The 22,672-nt window shown below is 68.1% G+C and carries 22 protein-coding genes; 8 read left to right on the top strand and 14 right to left on the bottom strand.

Annotated elements, in window-relative coordinates; genetic code table 11:
* Window position 1: 1 nt before the first annotated feature.
* The 9 genes from LUX31_RS17560 to hemL all read right to left on the bottom strand — a co-directional run bounded on the left by LUX31_RS17560 (window position 2) and on the right by hemL (window position 9,464).
* On the bottom strand, window positions 2-967 hold the full coding sequence (locus LUX31_RS17560) for a CU044_5270 family protein (RefSeq protein WP_328285666.1): 966 nt from the start codon (window positions 965-967) through the stop codon (window positions 2-4).
* Entirely contained in the window at window positions 964-1,578 is a 615-nt protein-coding gene (locus LUX31_RS17565; RefSeq protein ID WP_235475727.1) for an RNA polymerase sigma factor, read from the bottom strand. Before LUX31_RS17565 ends, LUX31_RS17560 begins: the two co-directional genes overlap by 4 nt.
* A gap of 84 nt (window positions 1,579-1,662) precedes the next feature.
* Window positions 1,663-2,781, bottom strand: a complete 1,119-nt coding sequence (gene ccsB / locus LUX31_RS17570) for a c-type cytochrome biogenesis protein CcsB (RefSeq protein WP_235475728.1) — start codon at window positions 2,779-2,781, stop codon at window positions 1,663-1,665.
* The gene (gene resB, locus LUX31_RS17575) at window positions 2,782-4,488 is read right to left on the bottom strand and encodes a cytochrome c biogenesis protein ResB (protein ID WP_235475729.1); all 1,707 of its coding nucleotides are present in this window, start codon (window positions 4,486-4,488) and stop codon (window positions 2,782-2,784) included.
* 3 nt (window positions 4,489-4,491) lie between these two features.
* Window positions 4,492-5,268: a cytochrome c biogenesis CcdA family protein gene (locus LUX31_RS17580; RefSeq protein WP_235479957.1), complete on the bottom strand. Its 777-nt coding sequence runs from the start codon at window positions 5,266-5,268 to the stop codon at window positions 4,492-4,494.
* Between the two features lie 10 nt (window positions 5,269-5,278).
* Complete coding sequence (locus tag LUX31_RS17585; RefSeq protein WP_235475730.1) at window positions 5,279-5,917, bottom strand: TlpA family protein disulfide reductase; 639 nt, start codon at window positions 5,915-5,917, stop codon at window positions 5,279-5,281.
* 78 nt (window positions 5,918-5,995) lie between these two features.
* Window positions 5,996-7,312 (bottom strand): hypothetical protein, encoded by a 1,317-nt coding sequence (locus LUX31_RS17590; RefSeq protein ID WP_235475731.1) that lies wholly within the window; start codon window positions 7,310-7,312, stop codon window positions 5,996-5,998.
* A gap of 110 nt (window positions 7,313-7,422) precedes the next feature.
* Complete coding sequence (locus tag LUX31_RS17595) at window positions 7,423-8,121, bottom strand: histidine phosphatase family protein (RefSeq protein WP_235475732.1); 699 nt, start codon at window positions 8,119-8,121, stop codon at window positions 7,423-7,425.
* Window positions 8,118-9,464, bottom strand: coding sequence for a glutamate-1-semialdehyde 2,1-aminomutase (hemL, locus tag LUX31_RS17600; protein WP_443045973.1), 1,347 nt, complete (start codon window positions 9,462-9,464; stop codon window positions 8,118-8,120). The genes LUX31_RS17595 and hemL overlap by 4 nt, the downstream gene beginning before the upstream one ends.
* Window positions 9,465-10,028: 564 nt before the next feature.
* On the opposite strand from hemL, the gene LUX31_RS17605 reads away from it, so the two are divergent.
* On the top strand, window positions 10,029-10,466 hold the full coding sequence (locus LUX31_RS17605; RefSeq protein WP_019061278.1) for a hypothetical protein: 438 nt from the start codon (window positions 10,029-10,031) through the stop codon (window positions 10,464-10,466).
* A gap of 67 nt (window positions 10,467-10,533) precedes the next feature.
* Here the strand turns inward: LUX31_RS17605 and LUX31_RS17610 are convergent, their stop codons facing one another.
* Entirely contained in the window at window positions 10,534-11,871 is a 1,338-nt protein-coding gene (locus LUX31_RS17610) for a tyrosine-type recombinase/integrase (protein WP_235479958.1), read from the bottom strand.
* Window position 11,872: 1 nt separating this feature from the next.
* On the bottom strand, window positions 11,873-12,187 hold the full coding sequence (locus LUX31_RS17615) for a helix-turn-helix domain-containing protein (protein ID WP_235475734.1): 315 nt from the start codon (window positions 12,185-12,187) through the stop codon (window positions 11,873-11,875).
* Window positions 12,188-12,652: 465 nt separating this feature from the next.
* Here LUX31_RS17615 and LUX31_RS17620 point away from each other — a divergent pair, with 465 nt between their 5' ends.
* The 7 genes from LUX31_RS17620 to LUX31_RS17650 all read left to right on the top strand — a co-directional run bounded on the left by LUX31_RS17620 (window position 12,653) and on the right by LUX31_RS17650 (window position 20,001).
* Window positions 12,653-12,895: a helix-turn-helix transcriptional regulator gene (locus LUX31_RS17620; RefSeq protein WP_006381078.1), complete on the top strand. Its 243-nt coding sequence runs from the start codon at window positions 12,653-12,655 to the stop codon at window positions 12,893-12,895.
* 135 nt (window positions 12,896-13,030) lie between these two features.
* Window positions 13,031-14,308, top strand: a complete 1,278-nt coding sequence (locus LUX31_RS17625) for a DUF3631 domain-containing protein (protein WP_235475735.1) — start codon at window positions 13,031-13,033, stop codon at window positions 14,306-14,308.
* Window positions 14,309-14,512: 204 nt separating this feature from the next.
* On the top strand, window positions 14,513-15,328 hold the full coding sequence (locus LUX31_RS17630) for a DUF2637 domain-containing protein (protein WP_235475736.1): 816 nt from the start codon (window positions 14,513-14,515) through the stop codon (window positions 15,326-15,328).
* A 174-nt stretch (window positions 15,329-15,502) separates the two neighbouring features.
* Entirely contained in the window at window positions 15,503-16,147 is a 645-nt protein-coding gene (gene mobC, locus LUX31_RS17635) for a plasmid mobilization relaxosome protein MobC (protein ID WP_235475737.1), read from the top strand.
* Window positions 16,144-17,835 carry a relaxase/mobilization nuclease domain-containing protein gene (locus tag LUX31_RS17640; RefSeq protein WP_235475738.1) on the top strand — a complete coding sequence of 564 codons (1,692 nt, stop codon included), beginning with the start codon at window positions 16,144-16,146 and terminating at the stop codon, window positions 17,833-17,835. The genes mobC and LUX31_RS17640 overlap by 4 nt, the downstream gene beginning before the upstream one ends.
* A gap of 200 nt (window positions 17,836-18,035) precedes the next feature.
* Window positions 18,036-18,845 carry a hypothetical protein gene (locus tag LUX31_RS17645; RefSeq protein WP_235475739.1) on the top strand — a complete coding sequence of 270 codons (810 nt, stop codon included), beginning with the start codon at window positions 18,036-18,038 and terminating at the stop codon, window positions 18,843-18,845.
* Window positions 18,832-20,001: a helix-turn-helix domain-containing protein gene (locus LUX31_RS17650; RefSeq protein WP_235475740.1), complete on the top strand. Its 1,170-nt coding sequence runs from the start codon at window positions 18,832-18,834 to the stop codon at window positions 19,999-20,001. The genes LUX31_RS17645 and LUX31_RS17650 overlap by 14 nt, the downstream gene beginning before the upstream one ends.
* 155 nt (window positions 20,002-20,156) lie before the next feature.
* On the opposite strand, the gene LUX31_RS17655 is transcribed toward LUX31_RS17650, so the two are convergent.
* From LUX31_RS17655 to LUX31_RS17665, 3 genes are read right to left on the bottom strand one after another with little or no spacing between them, the layout of a single operon-like run.
* A complete protein-coding gene (locus LUX31_RS17655; RefSeq protein ID WP_235475741.1) occupies window positions 20,157-20,882 on the bottom strand; it encodes a WbqC family protein in 726 nt (241 codons plus the stop codon).
* A gap of 28 nt (window positions 20,883-20,910) precedes the next feature.
* The gene (locus LUX31_RS17660; RefSeq protein WP_235475742.1) at window positions 20,911-21,600 is read right to left on the bottom strand and encodes a YdcF family protein; all 690 of its coding nucleotides are present in this window, start codon (window positions 21,598-21,600) and stop codon (window positions 20,911-20,913) included.
* Window positions 21,597-22,640, bottom strand: a complete 1,044-nt coding sequence (locus tag LUX31_RS17665; RefSeq protein WP_235475743.1) for a helix-turn-helix domain-containing protein — start codon at window positions 22,638-22,640, stop codon at window positions 21,597-21,599. Before LUX31_RS17665 ends, LUX31_RS17660 begins: the two co-directional genes overlap by 4 nt.
* Window positions 22,641-22,672: the final 32 nt, after the last annotated feature.

Here is a 22,672-nt window from a genome sequence, read left to right on the forward strand (position 1 = left end):
GTTACGGGCGTTGGCCCGCCCGGTCGACCACCGCCCGCTCCAGGACCGAACTGCTGCCGACCAGTTTGCCGTCGTCGAGCACCCGCTCGCCGAGGAAGGTGTACGTCTTCTTGTCGAAGATCAGCTGCTCCTCCTCACCGTCGGCGCCGGTCCTGGTGACCGCGATCCCCGTCCTGCCCGTCGTGTCCCGCACGTCCGGGACCACCTCGACGCCCGGGATCTTCGCGGCAGCCCGGTAGAGCGCGGCGCCCACCTTCGGCGGCATCAGGGTCTCCCGGATCAGGTCGCCGAAGAGGACGAAGGCCCGGTAGTCCTGGTCGGGCTGCTCGTCGTCGACCTCCTTGGCGACGGTCTCGTACAGCCAGTCGAGCATCTTGTCCGGGTCGGTCGGCAGCTTGGACAGGGAACGGTAGCTGGTGGCCAACGGGGTCTTGGGCTTTCCCAGAGGGCCCTCCTCGAGACTCAGCACCTGGTGCCGGAGTCCCTGCTTGTCCTCCTCCAGAAGTCCGTTCCGGACGCCGTCCACCGACAGCCAGATCTCCCGGTCGTGGACCGGGTCCAGCTTCCCGGGCCCGCCGTTGGTGTAGGTCATGTAGGCGATGCGGCTCTTGACGTAGACGAACTGGTCGTCGCGGATACCGCTGGGCACTTCGGTGCCCTCGGCGGCGAGCGCGATGTTCTCCAGCAGGGTCACGGCGGACCGGCCGTTCGTCGCACTCGTACCGTCCGCGCCGCCGCCCGGAAGGACGACGAATGTGAGCGCGGCGACGGTGGCGACGGCCCCGGCGGTGAGCGCGGGCCGCAGCCACGGATTGCGCCGCGGAGCGCGCTTCTTCTCGTCCTCGTGCTGGCTTTCGTGCCGGATCTCGGTCATCAGATGCTCCTTGAGGAGTCGGTGACGGCCCGGCGGAAGGTCTCGCTCGGAAAATCCGGAAAGTCCGGGGGGTGTGCTCATCGGCTTGCTCATCGGCTTCCCTCCCTCATGGGCCCGACCGCGGTGATGCGGTCACCTCTCATCTGTCCGCGCCCGGTCGGCGGTTCCAGGTTTTTGACATGTTTCGCGAGCTTTGTACGGGCCCTCGACAGCCGCGACCGTACGGTCCCCACCGGCACCCCCAGCGCCTCGGCCGCCGCCGGATAGTCGAGCCCCGACCACACGCACAGCGCCAGCACCTCCCGCTCGGGCCGCCGCAGCAGCGCCAACGCGGTCTGTACGAGGGCGAGTTGGTCGATGTCGTCCAGGCGACCCGCGACCTCGTCGGCGAAGTCCCGCTCGACCTCGTCCCGGGGCAGCCGGGCGACGGCGGCGGCGTGTCTTCGGGCGGCGCGGCGGGTGTTGCGCGTGACGTTGGTGGCGACGCCGAGCAGCCAGGGCCGCAGCGAGCCGCCCTCCTCGTCGACCTTGGCGCGCAGCCGCCAGGCGTCGAGAAAGGTCAGCGAGACCACGTCCTCGGCCGCCGACCAGTCCCCCGTCAGCCGGAAGGCGTGGTTGTAGACGGAGCGCGCGTACGCGTCGAAGAGCTCGCCGAAGGCGTCGTGGTCCCCCGCGCGGATCCGTTTCCGCAGATTCGTGTCCACGCCCACTTACCTGTCCGTACGCCGAAGGCCGGTTCCCGTGACCTGAGTCACAGCAACCGGCCTTCGGTGCAATCGAGTTACGCCTCAGACTCCGGCGTACGAGTGCTTGCCGCTGACGAAGATGTTGACGCCGTAGTAGTTGAAGAGGAAGCACGCGAAGGCGATCAGCGCGATGTACGCGGCCTTGCGGCCCTTCCAGCCGGCCGTGGCGCGGGCGTGCAGGTAGGTGGCGTAGGCGACCCAGGTGATGAACGCCCAGGTCTCCTTGGGGTCCCAGCCCCAGTAGCGGCCCCAGGCGTCGCCCGCCCAGATCGCGCCCGCGATGATCGTGAACGTCCACAGCGGGAAGACGGCCGCGTTGACGCGGTACGAGAACTTGTCGAGGGAGGCCGAGGCGGGCAGGCGCTCCATGACGGAGGTCGCGAAGGTGCCGGGCTTGCCGCCGGACGCGAGCTTGTTCTCGTACGAGTCCTTGAAGAGGTACAGGATCGTGGCGACCGCGCCCACGTAGAAGACGGCACCGCAGAGGATCGCCGTGGAGACGTGGATGTACAGCCAGTAGGAATGGAGCGCCGGGACCAGCTGGTCGCTCGCCGTGTACAGGACGGTGACCGCGAGTCCGAGGTCGAGCAGGACGGACGTGACCAGGGGCAGGCCCAGCCAGCGGATGTCCTTCTTCAGCGCGAGGAAGACGAGGTACACGCCCACTGCGGTGGTGGAGAAGGTCAGGTTGAACTCGTACATGTTGCCCCACGGCGCCCGCTGCACGGACAGCGCGCGGGCCAGCACCCCGGCGAACTCGACGAGGAACGCGACGACCGTGAGGGACACGGCGATCCGCCCGTAGAGGTCGCCCTGCTCGTCCCCGCCATGGGCACCGGGCCCGTCCGGCACGTCCCGGGCCCCGGCCGCGGCCCGGACGACGACCTTCGGCCGCTCCAGTACGGCGGTCCCGCCGGCCTTCTTGACGGTCACCTCCGGCGCCTTCGCCCCGGCCGCCCCGGCCGCCCCGGCCGGCTTCGCGGTGAGCGCGGCGGCCGTACGGCTGATCTTGCTGCGGCTGCCGAAGGTCCACTCGGCGATGTAGGTGAAGAAGGCCAGGGTGTAGACGGCCATCGCGGAGTAGATCAGCGTGTTGCTGATGTTCGCGAGGTTCTCGTTGGTCGCGGCGGCGAGGGTCGTCGCGGTGGCGAGAGCGGACATTTACTTCTCAGCCCCTTCGGCAGGTACGGCAGTGGGGTCGGGGGTATCGGAGGCGGAAACGGGACTGGTCTGGTCGTACAGGATTCCGGCGAGGTCGCCGAGTTCCTCGGGCACCTTGGCGGACTCGCTGCGGCCGAGGCCGCCCAGCTCGACGACGGTCACGCCGTCGGAGCCGCGCACCGCCCGCACCCACACCCGTCGGCGCTGGATGAACAGGGAACCGGCGAGGCCGAAGATGGCGACGATCGCGCCGCCGAGCGCCCAGCCGCTGGCGGGCTGCCGGGTGACCTGGAAGTTGGCCCACTCCTGGGTGCCCTCGTAGGTGATCGAACCGGCGCCGTTCGGGAGGGTCATGGTCTCGCCGGGCTTCAGGTTCTCCCGTACTTCCTTGCCCTTGGCGTCCTTGAACACCTTCATGTGGCTCTTGTCGAGCTGGTACACGCTCTGCGGGATGCCCGCGTTGACCCCGAGGTCGCCGTGGTAGCCGATCAGGTTCAGCACCGGGTTGTCGAGCGCCGGGAACTGCGAGGCGATCTCGTTGCCGGGCACGTAGGTCGGCAGGAAGAAGGCCTGGAAGCCGAGCTGTTCCTCGACGCCCTTGGCGTTGCGGTAGCCGTCCATGACCTTGATGGCACCGGAGGAGGTGACGTTGGAGTCGAGCGGCAGCAGGGCCACGGGCTGGCTGTAGACGACCTTGCCCTTGCCGTCGCGGACGGTGATGACGGGCGCGTAGCCGTGGGCGGTGAGGTACACCTTCGAGTCGCCGATCACCAGCGGCTCGTTGACCTTGATGGTCGTCTTCTCGTCCTTGCCGTACGCGCCCACGCTGTAGTTGACGTCGGCCTCGTAGGTGCGCGGAGTGCCGCGGTTGGGCCCTGACTCTTCGTACGTGCCCTTGAAGTCCTTCAGAGTGAAGGAGAAAGGGTCGAGGTCGTCGGTGTCGAAGAGGGTGCCGGACTTGAAGTCGTCGTACTGGGTGAGGGTGTTGGAGAAGCCGTCGCCTTCGAGGATCAGCTTGTTGCCCTCGGACTTGTACAGCTGGCCCCAGGCGAACGCGGTCAGCATCACGATCAGCGCGATGTGGAAGGCGAGGTTGCCGACCTCGCGCAGATAGCCCTTCTCGGCGGCGACCGCGTCCCCGGCGAGGTGGGCACGGAAACGCCGCTTCCGCAGCAGTACGAGGGCTGCCTCACGCACCTGCTCGGGCTCGGTCTCCGTACGCCACGTCGTGTAGGCGGGCAGCCGGGTCAGGCGCCTGGGCGCGCCCGGCGGGCGGCCGCGCAGCTGGCCCACGAACTGCCAGGTGCGGGGCACGATGCAGCCGATGAGGGAGACGAAGAGGAGGATGTAGATCGACGAGAACCAGACCGAGCTGTAGACGTGGAACAGCCCGAGCTTGTCGTAGATCGGCCCGAGGAAGTCGTGCCGCTGCATGAAGTCGGCGACCTTGGTCTCGTCGGTCCCCGACTGCGGGATCAGCGAGCCGGGGATCGCCCCGAGCGACAGCAGGAACAGCAGCAGCAGCGCGACCCGCATCGAGGTGAGCTGCCGCCAGAACCAGCGGAACCAGCCGATGACGCCGAGGGCGGGCAGGCCGGGCGCCTCCTCCTGGGGGGCGGTGGACAGCTGGGAGGAAGCGGCGCCGAGTTCCTGCTCGTCGCTCTTGCTGTCGGCCGTGGTGTTGCTGTCGGCGGTGGTGTTGCTCATGGATCAGATCCCCACAGTGAAGCCGTTGGACCAGGTCTGCATCTCCTGCACAAGACGGTCCCACGCGCCGGTAAGGAGCAGGACACCGGTCAGGATCATCATCGTGCCGCCGATACGCATGACCCAGACATAGTGGCGCTTGACCCAGCCGAAGGCACCGAGCGCCTTGCGGAAGGCGACCGCCGCGAGCACGAAGGGCACGCCGAGGCCGACGCAGTAGGCGACCGTCAGGATGGCCCCGCGCCCGGCGCTGGCCTGGTCGAAGGCGAGGCTGTTGACGGAGGCGAGGGTCGGGCCGATGCAGGGCGTCCAGCCGATACCGAACAGTGCGCCGAGGACGGGAGCGCCGAGCAGGCCGCTGACCGGCTTCTTGTGGAAGCGGAACTCGCGCTGGGTGAGCCAGGGCATCATGCCCATGAAGAAGACACCCATGAGGATCATGAGCACGCCGAGCACCTTGGACAGCGTGTCCTGGTGCTCCTGGAGCGTCTGCCCGAAGTACCCGAACAGGGCGCCCGTGGACACGAACACGGCGGTGAACCCGAGCACGAAGAGCGAGGCCCCGGCGACCATCCGCCCCCGGCGGGCCTCTCCGAGATCGGTACCGGTCACGCCGGTGACGTACGACAGATAACCCGGTACGAGGGGCAGCACGCACGGCGAGAAGAAGGAGACGAGGCCGCCGAGCAGGGCGATGGGGAGGGCCAGTATCAGGGCGCCGTTCAGCACGGTCTGGTTGGCCTCGGGCACGGAGGCGGCCAGCGTGAGCGCACCGGTGATGCCGGACACGTCACTTCTCCGCGAGAACGGGCTTGAGCATCTTGCGGAGGTTGTCCTCGCTGAGCGCCTGGAGCGTACGGGCGGCGATCTTCCCGTCCCGGTCGAGGATCAGGGTGGAGGGGATGGCCTGCGGGTTGAGCGTGCCCTTCTCGAAGCGGAGCATCAGCTTGCCGGTCGGGTCGTACAGACTCGGGTACGTGACCCCGTACTGCTTCTCGAAGGCGACCGCCGGACCGGTGCTGGTGTCACGGGTGTTGATGCCGACGAACTGGACCCCTTGGCCCTTCAGATCGGCGGAGACGGCGACGAAGTTCTTGGCTTCGAGCCGGCAGGGCCCGCACCAGGACCCCCACACATTGATGACGACGACCTTGCCCTTGTAGTCGGCGACGTCGAGCTGCTTGCCGTCGATGGTCGGGCCGGAGAGATCGGGGGCGGCGACCCGCTCGCCCTTGGCGACGGTGGCGATCCCGTCGGTCCCGGTGACGAAGTTGGTGTCGCCCGAGCCCCCGGACGTACCACCGGAACCGCACGCGGTCAGGGCGAACGCGGAGGCGACGACCGTGGCGGCGAGGGAGACCGCCCGACGGTTACGGGCGTGGCCTCGGGAACGGTTCGAGCGCAGGGGGGCGCGGCTGGCGGCACTCATGTGAAAAGTTTCGCATGTCCGTTCCGAGGATCTTGCGCACCCCCCTTGCAGGCGTAAACGCGCATTTCAGGCGGCGTTTCAGGTACTCGACGCGGAGGCCGTCCCGGCAGTCTTCCCGACAGTCTTCCCGGCATCGGCGAGGAACTCCTTCCAGCCGCCCACCGGCTGCGTCCCGACATCGAGGGTCCGCAGCTTCTCCAGCACCTCGGGCTTCTGTACGTCCATCCAGTCGACGTACTGCCGGAAGGAGACGAGCCTGATGTCCTCACCCTTCTCCTTCTCCCGCGCGATGTGCTTGAGGGCGGCCTCGACGGCGTCCATGTAGATGCCGCCGTTCCAGTGCTCGAAGTGGTTGCCGATGAAGAAGGGGGCGCGGTTCGTCTCGTACGCCCGCTGGAAACCGGCGATGTAGGCGCCGGCCGCCTGCTCGCGCCAGGCCGGGTAGTTGTAGGCGGGCGCGTTGGTCGAGTTGATCGACTGGTTGGCGAGCATGTTGTAGTCCATGGACAGGACCTCGAACTGGCGGCCGGGGAAAGGTATCGCCTGGAGGGGCAGGTCCCAGACGCCGTTCGTCTTCGTGGGCCACACCTGCCGGCCGCCGGGCGAGGAGGCGTCGTAGCGCCAGCCGAGTTCACGGGCGGTGGGGAGCAGGTTGTCCTGCCCGAGGAGGCAGGGCGTACGACCGCCGATGAGTTCCTTGTCGTAGTCGAAGGGGAGGGCCGGGAGGTCGGTCCACCCGGTATTGGTGCGCCACTCCTTGACGAACCCCTTGGCCTGGTCGATCTCGCTGCGCCACTGCTGGGGCGTCCAGTTGGCGACGGTGCCGTAGCCGGAGCAGAAGTGGCCGTTGAAGTGGGTGCCTATCTCGTGGCCGTCGAGCCAGGCCTGGCGGACGTTGGTGAGGGTCGCCTTGACGTGCTCGTCGGTGAGGTAGCCGATGTCGGAGGCGCCGGGGGCGTTGTTCGGCGGGAGGTACTTGCGCTTCTGCGACTCGGGGAGGAGGTAGAGCCCGGAGAGGAAGAAGGTCATGTGGGCGCCGTGGGTCTTGGCGAGTTCCAGGAAGCGCGGGAAGAGCCCGTTGCCGACTTCACCGGCGCCGTCCCAGGAGAAGATCACGAACTGGGGCGGGGTCTGGCCTGCCTCCAGCGGTACGGGCTTGCCGGGCTGGTGGGGCTGCTTGCCGGTGAAGGAGGTGGAGCCGTCGCCGATGGGCTTGGCGGTGGCGGTGGGCGACGGCTTGGCAGAAGACCGGTCGTTCCCGGAACCTCCGGACCCTCCTGCCCCCTCTTGCAGGACGGTTCCGCAGCCGGCGGTACCGAGCGCGGCGGCGGCCCCGAGACCGAGGCCGAGCGCACCTCGTCGGCTGAAGCCGGCGGCACCCTTCTTGACGTGCATGTGTTCCCCATCCGTCGTACCCGCTGGTGGTCACCCAGTCAGAGGGCGGGACGGATGGGGAGGTTCCTCCCGTTGTTACGCGGTTCGGAACAATTGCAACAACCGTGTCACTACGCCCCGAAGGCCTTGTCCTTCCCCTTCACCGGCTTGGCGCCGGCGAGGAGGTGGGCCGGGACGAGATCGCGGGCGGGCTCGCTGTAACCGACGGACACGATCTTGTCGCCGCGGTAGGTGAAGCTGGTGAGGGAGGCGAGCGTGCACTGCCGCTTGCGGGGGTCGTGCCACAGCCGCCGCCGCTCCACATAGCTGCGCACGATCCAGATCGGCAGCTGGTGACTGACGAGCACGGCCTCGTGCCCACGGGCGGCGTCCTTGGCGGCGTCCAGCGCCCCCATCATCCGTACGACCTGATCGACGTACGGCTCCCCCCAGGACGGCTTGAACGGGTTGACCAGGTGCTTCCAGTTCTCGGGACGCTTGAGGGCGCCGTCGCCGACGCCGAAGGTCTTGCCCTGGAAGACGTTGTCGGCCTCGATGAGCCGCTCGTCGGAGGCGAGGTCGAGCCCGTGCGCCTTGGCGATGGGCGTGGCGGTCTCCTGCGCCCGCTCCAGCGGGGAGGCGCCGACGTGCGTGACGTCACGGGAGGCGAGGTGCTCGGCGACGCGGTCGGCCATGCGGCGCCCGAGTTCGGAGAGGTGGTAACCGGCGAGCCGCCCGTACAACACCCCGTCGGGGTTGGCGACTTCACCGTGCCGCATGAGGTGGACGACGGTGATGTCCTCGTTGCTCTGGTTGCTGCTGTCGCTCATGCTGCCGTGGCCTCCGCTGCCGCACGGGCCGCCGCCGGGAGGGCGTCGGCGATTTTCTGGATGGCCCGCTCGTCGTGCGCGGTGGAGACGAACCAGGACTCGAAGGACGAGGGCGGGAGGTAGACGCCGCTCGCCAGCATGGAGTGGAAGAACGCGGTGAAGCGGAACGACTCCTGCGCCTTGGCGCCCTCGTAGTCGCGCACCGGCTGGTCGGTGAAGAACACGGAGAACATGTTGGAGGCGTTCTGCACGGTGTGCGCGACGCCCTCCTTGCTCAGCGCGTCGGAGACCAGCGCCTGGAGCTGCGCGGAGACGGCGTCGACGGTGACGTACGCGGCCTCGTCGAGCAGCCGCAGCTGGGCGAGCCCGGCGGCGGTGGCGACGGGGTTACCGGAGAGGGTGCCGGCCTGGTAGACGGGCCCGGCGGGCGCGAGGTGGGCCATGACATCGGCACGCCCACCGAAGGCGGCGGCGGGGAAGCCGCCGCCCATGACCTTCCCGAAGGTCATGAGATCGGGCCGTACGCCGTCGATCCCGAACCACCCGCTACGACTGGTACGGAACCCGGTCATGACCTCGTCGGACACATACAGCGCACCATTGGCGGCGCAGGCGTCCTTCAGCCCCTGGTTGAAGCCGGGCAGGGGCGGTACGACGCCCATGTTGCCCGGGGAGGCCTCGGTGATGAGGCAGGCGATCTCGCCGGGGTGCGCGGCGAAGGCGGCGTGCACGGCGTCGAGGTCGTTGTAGGGGAGCACGATGGTGTCGCCGGCCTGGGCGCCGGTGACGCCGGGGGTGTCGGGCAGCGCGAAGGTGGCGACACCGGAGCCGGCGGCGGCGAGCAGCGAGTCGACGTGACCGTGGTAACACCCGGCGAACTTGATCACCTTGGCGCGCCGGGTGAACCCACGAGCGAGTCGGATGGCCGACATGGTGGCCTCGGTCCCGCTGGAGACGAGCCGCACCTGCTCAAGGGGGGCGATCCTGTCGACCATCTCCTCGGCGAGGGCGACCTCCCCCTCCCCCGGCGTACCGAAGGAGGTGCCGCGCGAGACGGCGTCCTGGACGGCGGCGATGACCTCGGGGCGGGAGTGGCCGAGGATCATCGGCCCCCAGGAGCAGACGAGGTCGACGTATTCACGCCCGTCGGCGTCGGTGAGATATGGGCCACGCCCCGACACCATGAACCGGGGCGTACCGCCCACGGCACGGAAGGCACGCACCGGCGAATTGACTCCGCCGGGTGTGACGGCCGTCGCACGGTCGAAGAGGCCCTGCGAGACGGGCGCTTCATATGAATAGGGCAACCCACCAGCCATCCCGCTGGCTGCCCCGCTAGACATTTCGCTAGACGTTTCGCTCATGACCTGCGACTTCTCCGACTTCTCGGACTCCGGTTGCCAGTGACCCCCTCAGGGTAGGCGGCCGGACAGCGGCCCGTCGGCCCCACCCGTCTGCGAAACTGGGACCGGACACACACAGGGACACACAGAGACACACGGCTCATCTGCCCGTACATACGGACGATGGGCGGACGATGGTGTTCAGAGGCTGCGAAGATCCTGCGGACAGGTGTTTCACCGCACGTTTCGGCGGGCGGACGTGGGGGAGGTCACTGACACGATGATCGGGTTGCGCGGAGGGGTTCGCGCGTCCTAGAAAAGCAGTCGGGTGGAGATATGCATCGCGGTGGCGGACTGGGCGAGGGGACCGACGGCCTGGGTCCTCGACGTGCGCAGCGGGGAAGGCACCGACGCGACGCGGAGGAAGCGGCAGCGGCAGAAGCGGCACGGCAGGGACAGGGAACGGGAACGGGTCCTGGGCAGGGCCCGGGATCGAACGGTGTGCCCGAGGGCCTCGACCGGAGGGTCGAGCGGCTCCGGGCGGCGAGTGGGAATGGTGGTCGGGTGGGGGTGACGTATAAATACTTCGGCGCGCCGGACGGCGCCACGGCAGCCCGCGTCCCGATCTCGATGCGCCCCGAGGAACTCGGCGGCGACGAACTCGGCATGAACGGCATGTTCACCAAGATCAAGCCCGAAACGATGGCCGCGATGGTCCTCACGGGCATCGAGGGCGTCCCGCTCAACAAGGTGCCGCCACTGGAACTGGTCGTCCTGCACCCGGACTACGCGGTGGTGAAACTCCCGATGACGGTCGTCGACCCGTTGCGGGGCATCGGCGAGGAGGCGGTGGGCGCGGCGGCGTTCATCTGGTCTACGGTGCCGGACCGGGGTGGGCCTCGGGATGCGTTCAATGTGTATCAACTGCTGCATGAGTGGCAGGACTTCAGCCATCGGTTGCATGAGGCGGGGCATCAGCCTTATTGCTTGGTTTGGCCCTGAACTGGGGCTTCGTGATGTGCGGGCGGGGTTTTCGGACCCCGCCTTTTTCATGTCCCCAGAGGGGCCGTCAGGCGGCCAGGGCACATTGAGGGCACATGGGTTTCGGCGGGGGCATTGATGTGCCCTGGGCTACGGGCGGGTCGCCGTCGTCTTCCGCCTCAGCTTCCGTTTCCGTGAAGGCGTCGTCGATCGCCTTGCGGGTGCGGGTCTCGCTGGACGGCAGCAGGTGCGTGTACGTGCGCAGCGTGAAGCCGGGGTCCGAGTGGCCCAGAAACTCGGAGAGCGCCTTGATGCTCTCCCCCGCGTCCAGGAGCACGGAGGCGTAGGCGTGCCGGAGGGCGTGCATGCCGTCTTCCGGGGCCGCCTGGAGATACCTCGCACCGCGCTCGCGGGGAGGGATCACGCCGGCGGCAGCCAGGGCGAGCTTCCAGGCGCCCATGTTGAAGACACTGCGGTTGTAGGCCCGCCTCTTCTCGTCGACGAAGAGGAGGCGGAAGGTCGTCGGTTCGCCGTCCGGCTTGGCCCAGGGCAGGGTGACGGCGACGGGCGGGAACTCCTTCATGTGGGCCTTGAGGGCGGCGGCAAGTTGAGCCGGCAAGGGCACTGACCGAATTTTGTTGCCCTTGGGCAGGGCGAAAACAGGCTTGGTACCGACCAGCCTCACCTGGCGGTTGACGTGGATCCAGCCGCCCTTGAAGTCGATGTCCTCGACGGCGAAGCCGAACACCTCGCCCTGGCGCAGGCCGCAGCCGAAGGCGAGCTTGCCGCCTGCCTGGAAGCGCTTCGGCAGACCGGCGGTGACGGCGCGTACGCGCTCCAACGACCAAGGGATGACCTTCTTCTTGGTCGCCGTCGGCAGCTTGACCGACTTCGCCTTGCAGGGGTTCTTCGGCAGCAACCCGTCCTCCACGGCCGCGCCGAGGATGCCGGAGAGGATGTCGAAGATGCCCTCGATCGTCGACACTTCAAGGCCGCTGTCCTGGAGCGTACGGACCCAACCCTGGATGATCGAGGGCTGATTGAGGGACCGCAGCTCGCGCCGACCGAGGTGCTCCACGATGTGGTTGCGGACGGTCGCCTCGTAGCGGAGGGCGGTCGTCGGGCCGACGGAGTTCGCGTCGAGCCACTTCTGCGCGTAGGCCCCGAGCGTCTGCTTCGTCTCGGCGGGGACGACGTAGGAGCCGCGTCGAATCTCGACGTCGACCTCGGCGGCACGGTTGTCCGCCTCGGCCTTCGTGTGGAAGTTCTCCTTGCGCTGACGGCCGTCCAGGTCGCGGTAACGGACCTGCCAGCGCTTGCCGATCCCGTGATCGGCGGTGGGGACCATCCGCTTCGTACGGCTCTTGTGCTCGCCGCACTCGACTTCGGTGGGCTTGGGGTGCGACTTGTGCCAGCGGTCGTACACGTCAGCCAAGAAGGGCCCCCTGGATGTCGTCGGGGGACCCACCGAAGCGGGACACGGGACCGTGAGCGGCCCACACCGGCAGCAAGGCCACCGGCGCGATACCGAGAGCCGCGGCGATCGTGACGAGGTCGTCGATGTCGCAGCGGCGGCGGGCGCGTTCGGTACGGCTGAGGGCGGTGTTGGTCATCGGGCGGCCCATTGCGGTGCAGCGGGCGGCGAGCTGGTGCTGGGTCAGGCCGCGCGTGAGGCGTATGCACTCGATAGCGCGGGCGGAGTGGAGGCCGGCGGGGCCTATTTCGACAGGTCGGGATACCATGACAGATAGCTGTAACTTACAGCCGGGCGTTATGGCAAGAGTTGGTTCTTAAACTCTCCAAAAGTCACTCCGGGGCAAAGTGGTGTTCGTCTCATTGAATTCCGGTACATCGCGAGCCTTTTCACTTGGAAGGCCGTGCTACCTTCCCTCCGCATCCCAGATTTGGGCGATTTGAACTATTTTCGGACGCGATGCCTGGTGGGCTGGCCGTGTCACCTACGACTGCCATTCATAACCTCTGAGCTGCGGAGGTGCCGGATTCCGACCCTTCCGGCGGTCGGTTCGCCGCAGAAAATTTTTGCATCCGCCGGAGCGATTTCGGCAACCGGGGATCCGCACTTACTGTTTTGGAATCGCCGGTAACACAGAGAAGTGCTGGAGAGTTTAAGAACCAACTCTGGACTTTTCCGCCTGGGGTGTGGCTGTGTTGTCCAGGCCCGATGTCCAAGACCGAAAAGGAGCCCTGTGCCGAATACCTCCTCCCGCAATACCAACGCCCCTGCCATCGCCGAGGCTGCCAGGCGCGGCCCGCTCGCCAGCCCGGCCGAGGTCGCCGTCTACCTCGGCGTGCCCGTGAAGACCCTCTACCAGTGGAAGTACCGGGGCATCGGCCCCAACGTCCACAAGGTCGGCCGTCACCTGCGCTACCGCTGGTCCGAGGTGGACGCCTGGGTGAACTCCCAGTCCGCGTACCGCCTCGCCGTCTGAAGCCACCTTTCCGGGACAACGAAACGGCCCTCGGCGAGCCACCGCCGAGAGCCGCAGAGTCCCTGCCCCATCACCCATGAATGATCGATCCGGTGGGCCGGGCTTGCCCGTCCGGCCCACCAGGGAGGAACGCCTGTGGACGAACCTACGTCCTCCACCGCCCCCACCTCATCCTCGACGCCCGGCTTGCCGCCCGTCGTCGCCATCGCCGGCCAGCTGGCCGTCCCCGCTGCACCTCCCGCAGACGGGGACCGGGACGACGCGTCCTCAGCAGGGCCGCTGCCCGAGGGCGCGCAGATCCTGGCTGACCTGCGGGCGCAAATCAAGCGGTATGTGGTGATGCCGAGCGAGGAAGCCCTCACTGCGGTCACGTTGTGGATCGCGGCGACGCACCTGCAGCGCGCGTGGCAGCACGCACCGCGTCTGGCGATCGTGGCTCCGGAGAAGCGGTGCGGCAAGTCACGGTTGCTGGACGTGCTGACCGAGACCGTGTGCAACCCGTTGATCACGGTCAACGCCAGCCCGGCGGCGATCTTCCGCTCGATCGACGACGAGAACCCGCCGAGCCTCCTAGTGGACGAGGCCGACACTCTCTTCGGCACCGTCAAGGCGGCGGAGAAGAACGAGGAGGTGCGCGGCCTGATCAACGCCGGTCACCAGCGCAACCGGCCCACGCTCCGGGTGACCGGGCCCGAGCACAAGCCCACCGCGTTCCCCACGTTCGCCATGGCGGCGCTTGCCGGGATCGGTGATCTGCCCGACACGGTGATGGACCGGTCGGTGGTCATCCGGATGCGGCGCCGGGCGGGAGGCGAGAAGGTGGCGTACTTCCGCACCCACCGCGACACCCCCGCCCTGCACGCGATCCGCGACCGGCTCTCTGCCTGGCTCCAGCCGCTGTACCAGTGGGCGCTGGAGATGGAGCCGCTCATGCCAGTCGAGGACCGCGCGGCCGACACCTGGGAACCCCTGGTAGTCATCGCCGATCTCGCCGGAGGCGAATGGCCCGCGCTCGCCCGCACCGCCTGCCGCGTCATGACCGACTACGAGGCGGGGCAGGACGAGGAGGGCGGTCTGCGCACCCGCCTTCTGGTTGGTATCCGCCGGGCCTTCGCCGCCGAGAACGACCCCGCGGTGCTGGGCACCAGGCGCCTGCTGGAGCACCTCAACGCGGACAAGGAAGCACCGTGGGCGGAGTACGGCGCCCACGGCCTGACGCCGCGCGGCCTGCAACTGCTGCTGCAGCCCTACGGCATCGGCTCGGCCAACCGCCGCTTCCCCGACGGCACCCAGGCCAAGGGCTTCGCCCGCAACCAATTCCTCGACACCTGGGCCCGCTACTGCCCCGAACCGGGGCCGCTGGCCGAGCCCACCCGGCCAGAGGCCGAGCCACTTCCTGACAGCGCGGCCTGACCCGACTTGTCTCGTCGCACTCGTCCCCGCCCAGGTCAGCGCGGGGACGAGTGACAAGCCCGCAACGAGTCGTCTCGACATCACCACGCCACTCGTACCTGCTCTGACCAGGCATGCGACGAGTGGTACGAGACACCACACCTCACGGCGGCCTCCCTGCCCGCGCCGACAGCCACCGCCCAACCTCACCTGGAGTACCTCCGTTTGGTCTTCCCCACCGTCACCGCGCACTCCGCGATCCGCGCCGGCATCGCCCTGCTCGCCGCGTTCGCCTTCGCTCTCTCCTACGACGCCCTGCGGCAGATGGCCGTCGCCATCCACATCCGCGGGCTGCTCACCTACGCCTTCCCACTCGTGATCGACGGGTTCATCGCCATCGGCGTCGCCGCCCTGCTCATGCTGGGCAACGCACCACGGCTCTCACGCGCGTACGTGTGGGCGCTCGTTGGCCTGGCTACGGCTACTAGCATCTGGGCCAACGCCCTGCACGCCGTCCGCCTCAACCAGCAGACCCGCGCAGGCGACGGCCTCCGACTCGACGACGTCACCGTGGGCGTCCTGTCCGCGATCCCCCCGCTCGCCTTGGCCGGCGCCGTCCACTTGTACATCGTCATCCGACGCCAGCCCGCTTCCCACCCCCAGGAGGCCAACACCGGCAACAGCCAGGAAGCCCCCGTCCACCGCCACATCGGCAGGGACAGCGTCCAGCCCCCGACTCCTACCGAAGACCACCCCGGCGTGTTCGCTGCCCCCTCGCCGGATTCCGGCGATGAGGTTCCGGCGCAGACCGCTCCGACACCCCGGCGTACCGGTCGGCCGCCAAATGCGTCGCTCGAAGAGTTGCTGGCCATGGCCCGCCCTGTGGTCGAGCGCATGGGCGAGGTCGACCGTGACGCAATCGCGGAGGAGATCCGGGACGTGCACGGACGCAAGGTCTCCAACGGGCGCCTGACGAAGGTGACCGCGCTCCTCGCGGAGGAGCACGAAGCGGCGTCATCCTCGCTCCTGCCTTCCGCCTGACGTCCCCGCAGTCGGGCTACCGGAAGTCCGGACCTACTTCCGGACTTCCGGTAGCCCGCCGCACCCTGCTCCTTCAAGTACGGCAGCCAGAACACCACGGTCAGCCGCCTCCAAGGCCCAGACGCGCCGAAACGCTCCCCATCCCGATACCCACGCATCACGGAGAGCCGCCCCATGCGCGACCCACACCACGAACTGCCCACCACCCAACAGGAGATGACCATCACTCCTAACAGCGCAGCAAGGTATCCCGCTGGACCGTCCAAGGGTCGGCCCAACGGGGAAGCCTCCGCCCCGGGGGTGGCGGAGGTGCTCGGGCACCAGGGGGTGCCCGAGAGGGAACAGCCCGTCGACACCGCTGCCGTTCCGCTGTCGCGAGCCGCTGACGCCGCCGCGCTGCACCGTGTCGCCCGCCGCCGTAAGCGCGAAGCCGTGCAGCGCAAAGAGCGTGTTGACGTGCGCTACAGCGTCGACGAGAAGACCGCGATCCTGCGCAAGGCCCGGTCGCTGAACATCGCCGGCGCCCACTACGTCGGCGCCGTCGTCATGGCCCACATCCACGGCGACCTCGCCCTGCCAGGCCAGCGCACCCCGCTCGACGACTACATCGACGAACTCACCGCCCTGCGCAGCGAGGTCGCCAAGATCGGCCACAACATCAACCAGATCGCCAAGAAGCTCAACTCCGGTGACCGTTCACACTCTGGGGACACCGCCGTCCTGAACCAGGCCGGGCGTACCTTGGGCGCGGTCGGTACGACCGTGAGGGACATCGCGGCAGCCGCGAACCACGCCGTCAGCAAGAAAGCAGCCCGATGATCGCGAAGATCAGCAGTGGCCAAGACACCGCGGGCCTGGTCCGGTACCTCTTCGACACGAAGAAGGCCAAGGACCACACCGACCCCCACCTCGTCGCCTCCTGGGACGGCTTCGCCCCCGACCCCGGCCGCACCGACGACTTCGACGCCACCAAGAAGCTCCTCGTGGCTGACCTCAACCTGCACGTCAAGCAGGCCCGGCGGCTCGGCCGTGCCCCCGAGAAGCACACGTGGCACTGCTCCATCCGCGCCGCCACAACCGACCGCCACCTCAGCGACGAGGAGTGGGCCGACATCGCGCGCCGCATCGTGGCCACCACCGGCATCGCACCCGAAGGCGATCCGGACGGTTGCCGCTGGGTGGCCGTCCGCCATGCCCCCGACCACATCCACATCGCCGCCACCAAGGTCCGCGCCGACCTGAGCACCGCACGCCACTGGAACGACTACCTCACCGCCGACCGCGAACTCGCCGCCATCGAGAAGGACTACGGCCTCTTCCAAGTCGTACGCGGAGACCGCACCGCCGCCAAGCGCCCCACCCGCGCCGAGCAGGAGAAGGCCCGCCGCGCCGGCCACGACAAGCCCGCCCGCGAACGCCTGCGCGCCACCATCCGCGCCGCCGTGGCCGCCGCCACCAGCACCGAGGAATTCATCCATCTGCTCAACCACACCGACGGCGTGCTCGTCGAGGTCGTCCACTTCCCCTCCGGCGACGTACGCGGCTACAAGGTCGCCAGCCAGGACACCACCACTGCCGACAAGGAGCCCGTCTGGTTCTCCGGCTCCGAACTCGCCCCGGACCTGTCCTTCCCCAGGATCCAGGAACGCCTGGAGAACATCGAGCCGCAGCCGACCAACCAGCCCGGCAGACGCAGGCCCAACCCCTGGCACCAGGCCACGGCCACCGCCGAACGCATCCCCCACCACCTCGACCAGGCTGACGACGAAGCCTCCCAGGCCCACCTCACCGCCTTCGGCGAAGCCCTCGACGCCCTCCCCCTCCTCGCACCCCAGACCTTTCGGCCTCAACTCCGAGAGGCAGCCAGCGCGTTCGAGCGTGCCACCCGCTCCCGCATCCGGGCCGAACACCACCACGCCCGTGCTCTTCGCGGCGCCGTGCGAGCCATGGTCCGCGAGCCCGCTCCCAGGGACGGAGCTGTCGTGGCGATGTTCCTCGACGCCGCGATCCTCGTCGTCATCGCCGCCGACCGCTGGCACCAACTCCACCGCCACGACCAGCAAGTCACCGCCGCCCACCAAACCCTGCTATACCTCCAGGCCGCCTACGACCACGCCGCCGCCGCGCCGCTGGCCGCCCTCGCCCAGCGCCAACCGCCCCAGCAGGCCGTGGAGCGGCAGATCCGCCGCCTACGCCAGGTCGTTCCCGACCACGCCGAGCAGGTCATCACAGACCCCGCTTTCACGGCCCTCACCACCGCCCTCGCCGAGGCAGAAGCAGCCGGACACGACCCGGAGCGGATCCTCCAGCAGGCAGCCGACCAGCGGGCCTTGGACGACGCAGGCTCTGCCGCACGCGTCCTGATCTGGCGCATCCAACGTCTCACGGCGCCGTCAGAACCCAGCACACCAACTCTTGACTCTGCTTCGACCCGGCGCACCCCGCCCACATCGACACGGCAGCCTTTCGCGCAGCAGACCGCTACCAGTGGCCAACGCCGCCGGTGACCTACGGTTGACGGCCCGAACGCAGCCTCCGAGCCAATGAACCATGCGCGATGGACTGGCGGTTGTCGCCCCTGCGGCGACCAGCAATCGAGCAGATCACGCGCTACAGAGAAGCACTTGTGCAAAAACTCCTACATCAACTAAAGTCTGCCTGGCAGTTAAGTGCTCCAATGCGAAGCCCGACCAGAGGAGTCGTCCGCATGAGTGTGCCTCTTTCATCCTGGGCGACCGAGGTGTTCGGCAAGCAGGCGTCCGCGGTCCGCGTGGGCCTCGGGCAGGCATTGCGGAACATGCAGGCCAACGCCCAGGCGGCTCAGGAACAGGCCGATTCGCGTACCAACCACACCTACGGCTCGGCCCGTTGGCAGGGCCAGTTCGAGCGAGTGTGGGAGGAACTGAAGGATCTGCCCGGCTCCACTCCCGTCAAGCCGTTCGGGTTCCCCTTCGAACTCATGATCGTCGGAAACGGCCTGCTCTATCCGTTCCTCTACTCGAAGACCACGTCGGACGTTCGCACAGCCCGCATCCCGCGTGAGTCCCGGTTGGTGAAGGAGCTGTTCACATTCGCGCCCGACCCGGCCGAGGTGCAGGGCGCGTTCGACTTCGACGACCTCGACCAGAGCGGTCAGGTGATGGAGCCGCGAGGTGGTCTCGCGACCGTGCCGCCCGGCACGCGCCTGGTCCTGGTTCCCTTCGCCTGCAACGCCTCCGAGTTGCTGGAGGCTCACTGGGGCATGGCCGCGCTGGGTGCGGACCGACGCCTGGAGTGGGCGACGCTCCCCGAGGCACTTACGCTGCCTGACACCGTCACCTTCCACGGGCAGCATCTGAGGAGCATCACCAAGCAGTCGACGTCGTCCGAGCGGGAGCTGACGAGCTTCGACGGTGGAGCAGAGCCGACCCTTACGCTGTCGTCGCGTGGGAACGTTGATCAGCAGCGCGACGTTCCGCCCCTGACCGAAGCAGAGCTACGCGAGGACCAGACCAGCGAAGACGATGCGAACGATTAAGCAAGACCTCATCCCGGGCTTGGAGGAGCGGGGCACCACGCCCCGCGCCATTTCCGACGGCTTCGATCCCGCCCGGCTGACGCAGGCTCGTCGGCTGGCCGAGATGACGAAGAAGGACGTCGCGAACTCCCTTGGGGTGACCCCGGCAGCCGTGGGCCAGTACGAGACGGGGGTCTCCCGCCCTCGCCCGGACCTCATCCCCCGCCTCGCCGAAGCACTCGGCGTACCTGCTACGTTCTTCCTGGTCGGCCGTCCGGCAAGCCGACTCGATTCCTCCATGGCCCACTTCCGCAGCCTTCGCAGCACGCCGAAGTCCCAGAGGGAACGGGCCCTAGCCTTCGCCGAACAGGTGTGGGAACTCACCTACGCCCTCGAACGGCGGATTCAGCTTCCCCTCGTGAACCTGCCCGGCTTCGCCGGCGGTGAGGTCCACCCTGGAGCCGAACTGCCCACGGACCCGGCAGCGGCAGCGCGCGAGCTGCGGCGGCGTTGGGGTATGGGAGACGGGCCGGTCACCCACCTCATCCGACGCATGGAATCCCACGGCATCGTTGTCGTGATGCCCCCCGCGTCCGATCCTTCGGCGGCGACCGTGGACGCGTTCTCCACCAGGGCTGCACGCCCACTCGTAGTCCTCACTGCCAATCGGGCCGATGACGTCTACCGCCACCGCTTCACGGCTGCCCACGAACTCGGGCACCTCGTACTCCATAGCGACGCCACCGGTGACAGCCGTCAGGAGAAGGAAGCCGACGCCTTCGCCGCCGAGTTCCTCACCCCTCAGGACAGCGTCCTTCCCCACCTGCCCAAGCGGATGGACCTAGCGCGCCTGGCCGAGCTCAGGCAGGTCTGGGGCGTCTCCATCCACTCGCTCGTCTACCGATGCCGTGAACTCGGCCTGATCTCCGACGCCACGACCAGCCGCACATATCAACGCCTTCGCGCGCTGGATGGCCAGCCCGGCTTCATCCCCGAGTCGGTATCGAACTACACCGGTGAACAGCCGTCACTGCTGCGCCAAGCCTTCGAACTGGCGCACAAGGAAGCGGATCTGTCGGTGGCGACACTGGCCCATGAGCTGGCCTGGACGCCCCAGCGCGTTCGTGAACTGCTCGACGTCCAGGAACAGCGGCCGGTCCTACGCCTCGTGCAGTAGTAGGCAGCTCGTGCGCCGTTCCGCCCGGCCACGACCTCAACCTGGAGTCTGCCGCGCTCCGAGGAACGGATCCACGGGTGCACGCGCCGGGCGGACGTGGGTAACCGTGCTCAGGACACGCGGGAAGGGTTTCTTGTCCGAGTTATTCAGCCTCGTCACGCCCGGGCTGCAAGGAAGCGAGCTTCTCGTTGGGCAGCCAGCCTGTTCGCCAACACCTCGGGACCGATCTTGCTCAAGGCCCAGAGGCTGCTGGTCCTCCGGGCCCACTGCCAGAGCAGATCATCCGCATCCACAGGTGTACGGAAAGGCAGCACCGGGATGCTGCAGGCATCGAACGGATCAGCGTCGAGGTAGCGCAGCCCGCCAGTGCCGCACAGATAGTGGGTACTGCGGGTGGCTGCCGCGAGATCGGCAAGGCGCTCGGACCGGCCTTGACGGGTCGGAATCTCACTGCTGAGCAGCACTTCTCCTGACCAGCCAAGAGCGGTGAGCAGGGCGATTGTCGATGCTCTAGTGAGGTCGGCCACGCGGTCTGTGGTGTCGAGCATGCACAAGACCGCGTCCAGAACCTCACGCGCGGCATCCCAGTAGCGGCTGTGGCCGTAGTACTGGCGCACGAGCAGTTCGACCGTCCGTCGCGAGCGGCGGGGATCGACGAGCCGGGCCTGGCTGATCCTGGTCGCGCGCCCCTGGGGAAGGTGCGTCGGGAGCGTGAGCCACTGCTGCCGACCAGGATCGTCCAAGGCGGCGAGACGGGCTCGGTGCTGGTAGTCGCGCCGGGCGAACTGCACATCGTCGAGGACGATCCAGCGGTCGGCGGCGAAGAGCTTCGCCAATGTGGACAGCCGTGGAAACAAGTTCGGTTGATGAATCGCGCACACGCCATCCGACGGACCGACGCGGGGTGATTCAGGTGCTGATGAGGCGGCTGTCGAATCCGGCCTGTAGAAGGCGCTTGTAGGCGTCATGGACATCCCTCGGTACGGCCTGCTCAACGGCGAAGCCGAGCTTCGGGTATTCGATCACCCGTTGCAGGTCTCCGACGAGCATGTCGACGACGAGCTTCTCGTCGCCGATGGACTTGATGTAGTCGTCCAACTCAAGTGGCTCGGAGGCACAGACCACCTCAACCTCCGGCCACAAATTGCGGCAGGTCGCGTACGAGCGGCGCTCCATGTACGGCTTGGAGATCAGCAGAAGTGACTCCACCTCCATGCCGGCGTCGGCGAGCAGCTCGCGGGAGAAGGTGATGTTCTGGCCTGTGTTCGCCGCCTTCGGTTCCACCAGGATCGCCTCGTCCGGCACACCCAGGGCAAGCGCATGCTCGCGGAAGTGGACGGCCTCGCCGCGCGGGAAGCGGGCTCGGGTGGTGGGGCTGTTGCCGCCGCTGAACACCACGACGGGGAAGAGGCCGGCGCGGTAGAGGTCGGCGGCCGTGGTGGCCACCCCCAGGTCGTGGCTGCCCAGGCCGATCGCCGCCGAGCAGGGCCGCTGCTCGTGGCCCATCTGGTGGTAGTTCCAGATCAACGTCGCGTCGTGGAACTGCTCGTCGGTAATCTGGCGCTGCTGGTGCTCCGGCACGTGCACTCCCTGGCTCATCTTTGCTGGCCTCTACGGATGCCCTCGATGCTGCGCAGCTGGTGGCTCAGCCCGAACTGCTGAGCCACTTGTGCCGCCTGATCGAGGACGGACAGCCCATCATTCCGGGTCGCCGCATCCGACAGAAGGATGTGCCCGTAGGCGGTGTCCAACCGCACCCGCTGCATCGGAGAGTCAACCGTGCCGGTGGTACGCGCGATATCGATGTAGTGCAGGGCCTGCTTCAGATCACCGGCGCCACGGTGGGCCAGGGCCAGCTTCTGGTGGGCGACCGACCAGTCCTCCGGCTCGCCCAGGTCCTCGAACGCTTGAGTAGCGTCCACCATCACGTTGGTGGCGTACTCGTTGTTGCCCTCCTTACTCAAGGCCGTACCCACCCAGAGCTGGGCCCTGGCGCGGTCGCGAGGGCTCAGGCGCTCGTCGGTGGCTAGGAGTTCGTACTGGCGGGCGGAGGCTTCGAGTTGGCCGGACATCTCCTGTACGACGGCGATTGACAGCTCGATCTGTGCCACCCGGCGCGGGATGTCGAGTTCGGTGAACATGCCTCGGGCGGTCCGGTAGGAGTGAAGGGCGGAGAGCGGGCCGAGGATCGCGCCCTGGTCCCGCTGAAGGTCACCGAGGAGGACGAGCGAACGGCCGTACAGATAAAGACCCTTGTCCGCCAAGCGGTGCGGGTCGTGACTCCCCAGCCAGCGGTTCAACAAGGTGGAGGCGAAGGAGAAGTTCTGGCGACTGACGCAGACCACGGCCCGCTCGATGTCCTCGGTCCAGGTCTCGTAGTCCGCCGGCCTCGCGCTCTTTCGCTCCGGGAACAGCACCGTCTCGAACCGGGCATGGGCGGCAGCATCGGCACGAGCGAGCGCGGTATCGAGGATCGCCTGGGTATCGGGCCTCGGCTGCGTTTCGGCGCGCAGGCTCTCCCACTTGGCCACCGTACGCAGGGCGACGCCCAAGTGCTCGGCGAAGGCGCGCGTGCTCATCCGCAGGGCAGAGCGCAGAGCGCTCGCCTCCCGGCCTGTCCATTGCTGCACGCTGACCACGGATTACCTCCCCTCCGTCAGGTATGTAAGCA

The organism is Streptomyces sp. GQFP (genome assembly GCF_021545335.1).
Classification (GTDB): Bacteria; Actinomycetota; Actinomycetes; order Streptomycetales; family Streptomycetaceae; genus Streptomyces.